At 62.9% G+C, this 9,270-nt stretch carries 11 protein-coding genes, 1 pseudogene and 1 riboswitch; of the genes and pseudogenes, 9 read left to right on the forward strand and 3 right to left on the reverse strand.

Annotated features, from left to right (window positions below):
• Positions 1-2: 2 nt before the first annotated feature.
• The 3 genes and pseudogenes from ABID37_RS04565 to ABID37_RS04575 all read left to right on the forward strand — a co-directional run bounded on the left by ABID37_RS04565 (position 3) and on the right by ABID37_RS04575 (position 2,314).
• Positions 3-524 (forward strand): NUMOD4 domain-containing protein, encoded by a 522-nt coding sequence (locus ABID37_RS04565; protein ID WP_354192908.1) that lies wholly within the window; start codon positions 3-5, stop codon positions 522-524.
• A 256-nt stretch (positions 525-780) separates the two neighbouring features.
• A pseudogene (locus ABID37_RS04570) lies at positions 781-920 on the forward strand (OmpW family outer membrane protein); the annotation flags it as partial.
• Positions 921-1,201: 281 nt separating this feature from the next.
• Positions 1,202-2,314, forward strand: coding sequence for a pyridoxal phosphate-dependent aminotransferase (locus ABID37_RS04575; protein WP_354192909.1), 1,113 nt, complete (start codon positions 1,202-1,204; stop codon positions 2,312-2,314).
• A 6-nt stretch (positions 2,315-2,320) separates the two neighbouring features.
• On the opposite strand, the gene ABID37_RS04580 is transcribed toward ABID37_RS04575, so the two are convergent.
• Positions 2,321-2,872: a histidine phosphatase family protein gene (locus ABID37_RS04580; RefSeq protein WP_354192910.1), complete on the reverse strand. Its 552-nt coding sequence runs from the start codon at positions 2,870-2,872 to the stop codon at positions 2,321-2,323.
• A 59-nt stretch (positions 2,873-2,931) separates the two neighbouring features.
• A riboswitch (adenosylcobalamin (AdoCbl) riboswitch) is annotated at positions 2,932-3,012 on the forward strand.
• Between the two features lie 47 nt (positions 3,013-3,059).
• Between ABID37_RS04580 and ABID37_RS04585 the strand changes: the two genes are divergently transcribed.
• From ABID37_RS04585 to ABID37_RS04605, 5 genes are all read left to right on the forward strand, one after another.
• The gene (locus ABID37_RS04585) at positions 3,060-3,263 is read left to right on the forward strand and encodes a CbtB domain-containing protein (protein ID WP_354192912.1); all 204 of its coding nucleotides are present in this window, start codon (positions 3,060-3,062) and stop codon (positions 3,261-3,263) included.
• A 12-nt stretch (positions 3,264-3,275) separates the two neighbouring features.
• Positions 3,276-4,007 (forward strand): CbtA family protein, encoded by a 732-nt coding sequence (locus ABID37_RS04590; protein WP_354192913.1) that lies wholly within the window; start codon positions 3,276-3,278, stop codon positions 4,005-4,007.
• Between the two features lie 8 nt (positions 4,008-4,015).
• Positions 4,016-4,648 (forward strand): hypothetical protein, encoded by a 633-nt coding sequence (locus tag ABID37_RS04595; RefSeq protein ID WP_354192914.1) that lies wholly within the window; start codon positions 4,016-4,018, stop codon positions 4,646-4,648.
• A gap of 92 nt (positions 4,649-4,740) precedes the next feature.
• On the forward strand, positions 4,741-5,382 hold the full coding sequence (locus ABID37_RS04600) for a TetR/AcrR family transcriptional regulator (protein ID WP_354192916.1): 642 nt from the start codon (positions 4,741-4,743) through the stop codon (positions 5,380-5,382).
• Positions 5,351-6,514, forward strand: a complete 1,164-nt coding sequence (locus ABID37_RS04605; protein WP_354192917.1) for an isovaleryl-CoA dehydrogenase — start codon at positions 5,351-5,353, stop codon at positions 6,512-6,514. Before ABID37_RS04600 ends, ABID37_RS04605 begins: the two co-directional genes overlap by 32 nt.
• Here the strand turns inward: ABID37_RS04605 and ABID37_RS04610 are convergent.
• Entirely contained in the window at positions 6,511-6,879 is a 369-nt protein-coding gene (locus ABID37_RS04610; RefSeq protein WP_354192918.1) for a type II toxin-antitoxin system HicB family antitoxin, read from the reverse strand. The two genes, ABID37_RS04605 and ABID37_RS04610, sit on opposite strands and share 4 nt — an antisense overlap.
• Positions 6,879-7,130, reverse strand: a complete 252-nt coding sequence (locus ABID37_RS04615) for a type II toxin-antitoxin system HicA family toxin (protein WP_354192919.1) — start codon at positions 7,128-7,130, stop codon at positions 6,879-6,881. Before ABID37_RS04615 ends, ABID37_RS04610 begins: the two co-directional genes overlap by 1 nt.
• 112 nt (positions 7,131-7,242) lie before the next feature.
• On the opposite strand from ABID37_RS04615, the gene ABID37_RS04620 reads away from it, so the two are divergent.
• Positions 7,243-8,850, forward strand: coding sequence for a carboxyl transferase domain-containing protein (locus ABID37_RS04620; protein WP_354192920.1), 1,608 nt, complete (start codon positions 7,243-7,245; stop codon positions 8,848-8,850).
• Positions 8,851-9,270: the final 420 nt, after the last annotated feature.

Below are 9,270 nucleotides of genomic sequence, written 5' to 3' on the forward strand. Positions count from 1 at the left end.
CCATGAGCACATGGCGACAAATCCCTGATTTGCCCTCCTATGAAGCAAGCGAGGATGGCGAAATACGCCGTATCCGCCATGGGAGAGAACCTCTTATCCTGACGCAGTCCCTCAAGGAGGACGGGTATTGGCGCGTTGCGGTGTGGATCGACGGCAAAAGGCTATGGAAGCCTGTTAACCGCCTCGTATGTCTTGCCTTTCACGGGCCTGCGCCTCGGCCTGATTCCATGGCGTGCCACAACGATGGCTGCAAGGACAACAATACACATGGGAACATTTATTGGGGGACCGCCAAGTCAAACTACGATGACGCTGTTCGCCATGGCACCGCGCATATCATGCCTCTGCCTGAAATCCCCGATGGTGATCTCCGCGAATGGCTCAATCGCGACCGCGTTCTTAACCGGAAATCGCTTTCCGATTATGAGCGGGGGAAATTTGGGGGAATAAGGTCCGCCAAACAACGAACATCAATGCGAAAAGAAGCAATTTCAAGAGGTTACAACGGACTGGCTCGATGGTAATCCGGCCTTAGCAGGGGAGCGCCTTCGACCACTCGGCCACCTCTCCACAGCGCGCTTTCTAAGGGTTTCCGTCAGTTTGGCAAGGCTCAATCTCGCGGTTGAGCGCAGCTATTTGCAGAATGGCGCAGAAACCCACAAGGCAAGGAGGAGAAAATCGGGGAACAGGTTCCACACGATTCTCCTTCGCGCAATTTTTCCCCGGTACAAGAAATCTCTTCCGGTGATCCCTGCCGCTTCCCGCGCAAGCGCCGGGCCCGGTTGGGAGAGTCTCGGCAAGGTCTGGATGCTGCCTCCGACCCTTACCCTGCAGTACATTTCACCGATTTCGGCGCCTTCAAGCCTTATGTCGGCGCTGGCGTGAATTGCACGATGTTCTACAATCAGGATGCGGGAAGCGCAGGCACGACGTCCACCGGGGCTGCAACCTCGACGTCAAGAAGCTCTTTCTTGAGCGGCCGGAGGAGTCTGCCAATCCTGCAAGAACCTGCTGGCAGCCGCACGTTTCCGCGATGCCGGAATTTCACCCTGCCAAGGGTGCGCCCAACCGGGCCACGCACAAGGCCAAAGCTCCGATTCGCCTCTTCAGGAAGGGATAAGAGGCAGAGTTCAGTCAGCAGATGCTTGCGCAGCACCTGCCACTTGGCTTAGCTGCAATCCGGTTCGACAACAGGATTGCCATGCCCATCCATCCTCCTTTCACCCCTGTCATCGAGGCCCTGCCCTCCACCGTTCCCTTCGTCGGGCCGGAGGCGCAGGAGCGCGCCACCGGACATAAATTCCGTGCCCGTATAGGGGCCAACGAAAGCAGCTTCGGGCCCTCGCCGCGCGTCATAGCCTGCATGACCGAGACGGCGCCCGACATGTGGATGTATTGCGACCCCGACAATCACGACCTCAAACTCGCGGCCGCCGCCCATCACGGCGTCAAGCCGCAGAACATCGTCGTCGGGGAAGGCATAGACGGGCTGCTCAGCCTGCTGACGCGCATGTATGTTTCGCCCGGCGAGCCGGTGGTGACGTCGCTGGGCGCCTATCCGACCTTCAATTTCCATGTCGCGAACGTGGGCGGCAGGCTGGTGTCCGTTCCCTATGAGAACGACCGCGAAAACCTCGACGGGCTGCTCGATGCGGTACGCCGTGAAAATGCCCGGCTGGTTTACCTGTCCAACCCCGACAATCCGATGGGAAGCTGGTGGGAGGCGGACGACGTGACCCGCTTCATCGAGGCGCTGCCGGAAACGACGATGTTCATTCTGGACGAGGCCTATTGCGAACTCGCACCGGCTTCCGCCCTGCCCGCAATCGACGTGACACGGCCGAACGTCGTGCGGATGCGCACCTTCTCGAAGGCCTACGGGCTCGCCGGCATCCGCTGCGGCTATGCCATCGGCGAGGAGACGGTGATTGCCGCCTTCGAGAAGATCCGCAACCATTATGGCGTCAGCCGCATGGCGCAGATCGCCGGCGAGGCGGCGCTGGAGGACCAGGCCTGGCTGGCCGAGGTGGTGCGCAAGGTGGATGCCGGGCGCCGCCGCATCACGGCAATAGCCGCGGACAATGGCTTGCAGGCCCTGCCCTCCGCAACGAATTTCGTCGCCGTGGACTGCGGCCGCGACGGAGCCTTCGCGCTGAAACTGATGGAGGCGCTGCTGGCGCGCGGCGTGTTCATCCGCAAGCCGATGGTGGCGGGGCTGGACCGCTGCATTCGCATCAGCGTCGGGCTCGACCACGAACTCGATGTTCTGGCCGAGGAAATGCCGAAGGCACTGGCGGCGGCGCGGGCCGGATAAGCGGCGCTAGAGCGACGCGATCCGCAAGGCCCAGCGGCGTTCGTCGCTGGTGAACCGGGTCAGGCCAAGCGGCTCGACATCGACCGACCAGAAACCTTGCGGCGGGGCGTCAAGCACCGCACAGACAGCGGCGCGAATGACCGACGGGTGGGTGACCGCGAGCGTATGCCCGGACAGGCCGAGGCTCTCTTTCAGCAAGGCCGACACGCGATGCCTGAGGTCGTTCAGCGATTCACCGCCATGCGGCGCGGTTGCCGGGTCGGACACCCATGCCGCCAGGTCCGCCGGATCGAGTTCGGCAAGCCTGCGCCCGGCCCAGGTGCCGAAATCCTGGTCGCGAAGGGCCTCCACCGCCTCCCCGTGCAGGCCGAGGGCGGCAACGGTCTGGACGGCGCGCAGGGCGGGGCCATGCCATACGCGGTCGGCGCGAGGCAGGTTCCCGGCCAGCTTCTGCGCCTGTGCAAGGGCAGCAGGCTCCAGCGGCTCGTCACGCGGAAAAGCCCCGCGCCGGGTCGCCTCCGTCGCGCCGCAGCACACCAGCGTCAGCCGCCCTGTCATGCATCCTCCTTCGCTTGATTGACAGCCATACATGACGGCGACTAGTGTCGGCAAAGGTTACGGATCTGGAAGCTGGTGAAAATCCAGCGCGGTCGCGCCACTGTGATCGGCATAATGCCGGAAGTCAGGCCTTGGTCCGTCTCCCCAGCTTGCAATGACGGGACGCAGTATCCCAGGGAGAAGCACAATGTCTGACATCACATTCGCACCGGAAATCCGTCCGATTCCGGTGCGCGAAATCATGCCATGGGCCGTTTTCGGCGGGTTGCTCATGGTGCTGGCCATCTATTTCGTCGGCGCGGAAGAAGGGGCCACCACCCTGTTCTCGAGCCTGAGCACGCATGAATTTGTTCATGACGCGCGCCACCTCCTCGGCTTCCCCTGCCACTGAAAGCATAGCGCCATGGTTGGAAATCTTCTGCTTCGCGGGATGCTGGTCGGCATCCTCGCCGGACTTTTCGCGTTCGGATTCGCCCGTATCTACGGGGAGCCGCATATCGACAGCGCCATCGCCTATGAAGAAGCGATGGCTGCCGCCTCCGGCGAGCCCGCCGAGGAAGAGGAGGAACTGGTCAGCCGCGAGACGCAGGCGGGCCTCGGCCTGCTGACCGGCTCGGTCGTCTACGGCGCCGCCATCGGCGGATTGTTCTCCCTCGTCTTCGCCTATGTCTATGGGCGTGCGGTCACCCTGGGTCCGCGCGCCACCGCCGGGCTGCTGGCCGTCGCCGCCTTCATCGCCGTGGTGCTGGTGCCGGCGCTGAAATACCCGGCAACGCCGCCGGCTGTCGGCAACCCTGAAACGATCGGCGCGCGCACGGAACTGTTCTTCGTCATGCTGATCGTGTCCATCATCGCGGCTGTCGTCGCCGTGGTGCTGGCGCAGCGCCTGTGGAGCCAGCTCGGCGGCTGGAACGCGGGAATCGCCGGCGGCCTTGCCTTCATCGTCATCATCGCCATCGCCCAACATGCGCTGCCGACGGTGAACGAGATTCCGGAAGGCTATTCGGCCGACCTGCTCTGGCGCTTCCGCACCTCCTCGCTCGGCATGCATGCCGTGCTGTGGACGGTGATCGGCCTTGCCTTCGGCGCGGTTGCCGAGCGCGCCCTGCCCGGCGCACGCGCCCGGACGGCCTGAGAAATGCCATGACGCGGCACGCTCCCTTCTCGGCGCGTGCCGCGTTTCTTGTTGCGGTTTTCGCGACCTGCCTTGCTTCACCTGCGGCTGAGGCGCATCGGCGGATCAATCCGGCCGAAATCCAGGGCATACCGATCGCCAGCCTGTCGCACGGCCAGATGGCCGTGATCGCCGATTACCGCAGCGAGATCATGAAGCTCGCGGCGCAGGAGCGGCAGGTGGACGACACCTTCGTGCGGCTGCTGAACTACGGCAACATCCAGTACACCTACTGCCTGTGGGGTCTCGTTCCCGGCACGCTGGGCGACGAGGAAAGCCCGTTCAACGAATGCGCCCACGCCTATCTGTCGGCGGCCCACGCGCTGCTGACCCATATGCGCGAGACCTCGGCCAGCAAGACGGCGGTGGAAGACCTCATATCGCGCATCGATGCGGATATGGTGCGCAAGCAATCGTCCTTCGTGCTGTGCCAGTACAGCGGCGAAACATTCGATACGGCGAGCGTGGTGCGCCCCATATGGAGCGAGATACCGACGCATCTGCCCAGCCTCGCCGCCTTTTCCGGCCTCGGTCTTGCCCTTGCCGCCGCCGGCATGGTGCTCGGCAAGGGACGCTCCCGCCCGGCGCAGGACGACACCTGACCTTCCGCCTTTGCTGCTTGCCGCCCGGCCCGTATGGCCTCCTCTTGAATTAATTGAACGTACGTTTTATTAATGTATCCGGAGGAACACCGATGGCGCGCACGACAGGTTCGGACGGCGAACGAACGGAAGCGGCGATCCGCGAGGCGGCCGTCGACCTGATCGCGCGCCATGGCTACGAAGCCGTTTCCATGCGCCAGCTCGCCGCGCGGGTCGGCGTGCAACCGGCCGCGCTCTACCGCTACTTTCCCACCAAGGAAGAGCTGCTTTTCATCCTGATGCGCGAGCACATGGAAGCGCTGCTTTCAGCCTGGAGCGACGCCCGCCCCGCCACGGACGACGCCACCACGCGGCTCGCCGCCTTCGTCGAGAACCACATCGCCTTCCACATCGCGCGGCGCGCGCAAACCCATATCTCCAACATGGAACTGCGCAGCCTGTCGCCGGAGCGGCTGACCTTCATCCTCAAGCTGCGCGGCGCCTACGAAAAGGAACTGCGGGCCATGCTGCGCGAGGGCGCGGAAAGCGGCGCCTTCGATCTGGACGACATCGGGCTCACCGCCATGGCGATCATCCAGATGATCACCGGCGTCATCGTCTGGTTCCGGCCGGACGAGCGGCTTTCGGTGGAGGGCGTGACGCGGACCTATCTTTCCATGACAATGCGCCTCGTCGGGGCGTCAACGAACCGGGAGACCCATCATGTACACGCAGGCACTCGACTTCGGGCTTGAGGAAGACGTCGCAGCGCTGCGCGACCTCGTGCACCGCTTCGCGCAGGAGAAGGTCGCGCCGCTGGCCGCCGAGATCGACCGCAGCAACGAGTTTCCGGCCCATCTGTGGGAGGAAATGGGCGGGCTCGGCCTGCTCGGCATGACCGCCGACCCGGCCTTCGGCGGCACCGGCATGGGCTACCTCGCCCATGTCGTGGCGATGGAAGAGCTTTCCCGCGCCTCGGCCTCGGTCGCCCTCTCCTATGGCGCGCACTCCAACCTGTGCGTCAACCAGATCAACCGCTGGGGCACGCCGGCGCAGAAGGAAAAGTACCTGCCGACGCTGTGCGCGGGCAAGGCCGTCGGCGCGCTCGCCATGTCGGAGCCCGGCGCGGGATCCGACGTTGTGTCGATGCGGCTGAGGGCCGAGAAGAAGAACGACCGCTTCGTGCTCAACGGCACCAAGATGTGGATCACCAACGGGCCGGATGCCGACACGCTGGTGGTCTACGCCAAGACCGACCCGGAGCGAAAGTCGCGCGGCATTACCGCCTTCCTGATCCAGAAGGATTTCAAGGGATTCTCGGTGGCGCAGAAGCTCGACAAGCTCGGCATGCGCGGCTCCAACACCGGCGAGCTGGTGTTCGACAATGTCGAGGTGCCGTTCGAGAACGTGCTGGGCGAGGAGGGCAAGGGCGTCGAGGTGCTGATGTCCGGGCTCGACTATGAGCGCACCGTGCTGGCCGGCGGGCCGCTCGGCATCATGGCCGCCTGCCTCGACGTGGCGGTGCCCTATGCGCGCGAGCGCAAGCAGTTCGACCGGCCGATCGGCGACTTCCAGCTCGTGCAGGGCAAGCTGGCCGACATGTACACGACGCTGAACGCCTGCCGCGCCTATGTCTATGCCGTGGCATCGGCCTGCGACCGTGGCCAGACCACGCGCAAGGATGCCGCCGGCTGCATTCTCTATGCTGCGGAAAAGGCGACGCAGACGGCGCTCGACGCCATCCAGCTTCTGGGCGGCAATGGCTACATCAACGACTATCCGACCGGCCGCCTGCTGCGCGACGCCAAGCTCTACGAAATCGGCGCCGGCACGAGCGAAATCCGCCGCTGGCTGATCGGCCGCGAGATCATGAGCGAGGAGAACTAGTGCGCGCGGGTGTGCACCTTCGTGGAACCTTCGTCCACGCGCTTGCGGGCAACCTCAGCCAGCGTATCGGAAATCCACTGGTTGATGGACTTGCCGTCATAAGACGCCGCCTTGCTCAGCAAGGCATGGATTTCCGGCGTCGTTCTGAGCGCGAGCTTCCCGGAATAAGGCTTTTGCGGTTCCACGCCCCGCTCTTCACAAAATGCAAGGTAATCGTCGACGCTGTCGTGGAAGGCCTTCACCAGATTCTCGGCACTATCAGCCTCAAAAGTCACGATATCACGAAGGCCGAGGACGCGCCCATGGAAAACCATGTCTTCGTCGTCGAACTCGATCGATCCCGAATATCCCTTGTAAAGTCTCACTATCGTATCCCAACATTGACCAGGAATTGGCGGATTTCGCGTATTGCCCAGCGCTTCGTGTCCGGCGAAGGATGCGGGCGGTGGAGAAACAAGGTTTCGTCTCCTATGGTGAACCTGATCCGAGAGCCGCTTCCTTCGGACACTTGTGCTCCACAGGCGATCAGAAGTGCTTCAACCTCGCGCCATTTGATCGAGCCACTGACCGGATCGGTGAAAATAGCTTCAAGTGTGGCCCTGTGCTTGCCGCGCATGACAATCTCCACGAGAAATGACTTCGGCAGCATTGTCTGTGTTGCTGCCAGCCGTCGCACATCATGCGCAACCCTAACGCTATCAAAATATGATATCATATAGGTTCCGTCAATGGCCACGCTTCGCTCGCAAATCTCCCCCTCCTCCGACACCTTCCGCGCCAATGACGAGCGCATGCGCGCGCTCGTGGAGGACATTGCCGCAAAGGCCGCAACGGTGCAGCGCGGCGGCTCGGACGAAGCCCGCCAGCGGCATGTCTCGCGCGGCAAGCTGCTGCCGCGCGAGCGGCTGGCGCAATTGCTCGATGCCGGTTCGCCCTTTCTCGAGATCGGCCAGTTCGCCGCCTGGGACATGTATGGCGGCGACATCGCCTCGGCCGGCATGATCGCCGGCATCGGCCGCGTCGAGGGGCGCGAGGTGATGGTCGTGGTCAACGACGCCACCGTGAAAGGCGGCACCTATTATCCGATCACCGTGAAGAAGCATCTGCGGGCGCAGGAGATCGCCCGCGAGAACAACCTGCCTTGCGTCTATCTGGTCGATTCCGGTGGGGCGAACCTGCCCAATCAAGACGAGGTGTTCCCGGATCGCGAGCATTTCGGGCGCATCTTCTACAACCAGGCAACCCTGTCGGCGGCCGGCATTCCGCAGATCGCCTGCGTGATGGGCTCGTGCACCGCTGGCGGGGCCTATGTGCCGGCCATGGCCGACGAATCGATCATGGTGCGCAAGCAGGCGACGATCTTCCTCGGCGGCCCGCCGCTGGTGAAGGCCGCGACCGGCGAGGACGTGAGCGCCGAGGAACTGGGCGGCGCCGACCTGCACACGCGCGAATCCGGCGTGGCCGACCATCTGGCGGTGGACGACGAGCATGCGCTGGCGATCACGCGGCGCATCGTCAGAAACCTGAATCGAAAGAAGGAGATCGGGCTCGATCTTCGCGACCCGATTCCGCCGCTTCACGATCCGCGCGAACTCTATGGCATCGTGCCGACCGACCTGCGCCAGCCCTATGACGTGCGCGAGGTGATCGCCCGCATCGTCGACGGCTCCGACTTCGACGAGTTCAAGCAGAACTACGGCACGACGCTGGTGACCGGCTTCGCGCATATCCATGGCATGCCGGTGGGCATCATCGCCAACAATGGCGTGCTGTTCTCCGAAAGCGCGCTCAAGGGCACGCATTTCATCGAGCTGTGCTGCCAGCGCGGCATCCCGCTGGTGTTCTTGCAGAACATCACCGGCTTCATGGTCGGCAAGAAATACGAGGCCGGCGGCATCGCCAAGGACGGCGCCAAGCTGGTGACGGCGGTGGCCACGGCACGCGTGCCGAAGGTGACGATGATCATCGGCGGCTCGTTCGGCGCCGGCAATTACGGCATGTGCGGGCGCGCCTATTCGCCCCGCTTCCTGTGGATGTGGCCCAACGCCCGCATTTCGGTGATGGGCGGCGAGCAGGCGGCCATGGTGCTGGCGCTGGTCAAGCGCGAGGGCATCGAGCGCAAGGGCGGCACCTGGAGCGCCGAGGAGGAAGCCGAGTTCAAGCGCCCGACGCTGGAGAAATACGAGCGCGAGGGCCATCCGCTCTATTCCTCGGCGCGCCTGTGGGACGACGGCATCATCGACCCGGCCCGGAGCCGCGAGGTGCTGGCCCTCTCGCTGTCGGCCGCGCTCAACGCGCCCATTCCCGAGACCAAGTTCGGCCTGTTCAGGATGTAGGGATGCAAGTATTTTCGGAGATCCAGAAAGACCTTCCAGCAATCATCATTGCGACGATTGCAGCATCATCTTCATACAATTTCGGCTTCCTGCTTCCAACCGAAACAGGAATCGTGACGACACTGTCTTATAATGATTTTCTGAACGGAACGATATATCTTCTTCCATTCGTTTTGCTTCTGTATGTCGTTGGAAACGGCGTTCTTAAATTTACGAAGAACGATTTCGATTTCAGCAAAAAATCCCACCTATTCATGATCGTGTCGATGCTTATCGCAGGCGTGATATTGCTCCTGATTAGCAGGAAGGAGACAATCGATTTTCCCGTAACGATCATTCTCATATCCCTGTCTCCATTCATAATTCGCTTCCTGTATAGAATTTTCGACAAGACAGAGAAGAAAACGCTCGTTCAATTCC

It is taken from the genome of Aquamicrobium terrae (assembly GCF_040545735.1).
Lineage (GTDB): Bacteria > Pseudomonadota > Alphaproteobacteria > Rhizobiales > Rhizobiaceae > Mesorhizobium > Mesorhizobium terrae_A.

Excerpts from the sequence above, each read along its gene's own strand:
- ABID37_RS04565 (WP_354192908.1), top strand. The coding sequence starts at position 3 with ATGAGCACATGGCGACAAATCCCTGATTTGCCCTCCTATGAAGCAAGC.
- ABID37_RS04575 (WP_354192909.1), top strand. The coding sequence starts at position 1,202 with ATGCCCATCCATCCTCCTTTCACCCCTGTCATCGAGGCCCTGCCCTCC.
- ABID37_RS04580 (WP_354192910.1), bottom strand. The coding sequence starts at position 2,872 with ATGACAGGGCGGCTGACGCTGGTGTGCTGCGGCGCGACGGAGGCGACC.
- ABID37_RS04585 (WP_354192912.1), top strand. The coding sequence starts at position 3,060 with ATGTCTGACATCACATTCGCACCGGAAATCCGTCCGATTCCGGTGCGC.
- ABID37_RS04590 (WP_354192913.1), top strand. The coding sequence starts at position 3,276 with ATGGTTGGAAATCTTCTGCTTCGCGGGATGCTGGTCGGCATCCTCGCC.
- ABID37_RS04595 (WP_354192914.1), top strand. The coding sequence starts at position 4,016 with ATGACGCGGCACGCTCCCTTCTCGGCGCGTGCCGCGTTTCTTGTTGCG.
- ABID37_RS04600 (WP_354192916.1), top strand. The coding sequence starts at position 4,741 with ATGGCGCGCACGACAGGTTCGGACGGCGAACGAACGGAAGCGGCGATC.
- ABID37_RS04605 (WP_354192917.1), top strand. The coding sequence starts at position 5,351 with ATGTACACGCAGGCACTCGACTTCGGGCTTGAGGAAGACGTCGCAGCG.
- ABID37_RS04615 (WP_354192919.1), bottom strand. The coding sequence starts at position 7,130 with ATGCGCGGCAAGCACAGGGCCACACTTGAAGCTATTTTCACCGATCCG.
- ABID37_RS04620 (WP_354192920.1), top strand. The coding sequence starts at position 7,243 with ATGGCCACGCTTCGCTCGCAAATCTCCCCCTCCTCCGACACCTTCCGC.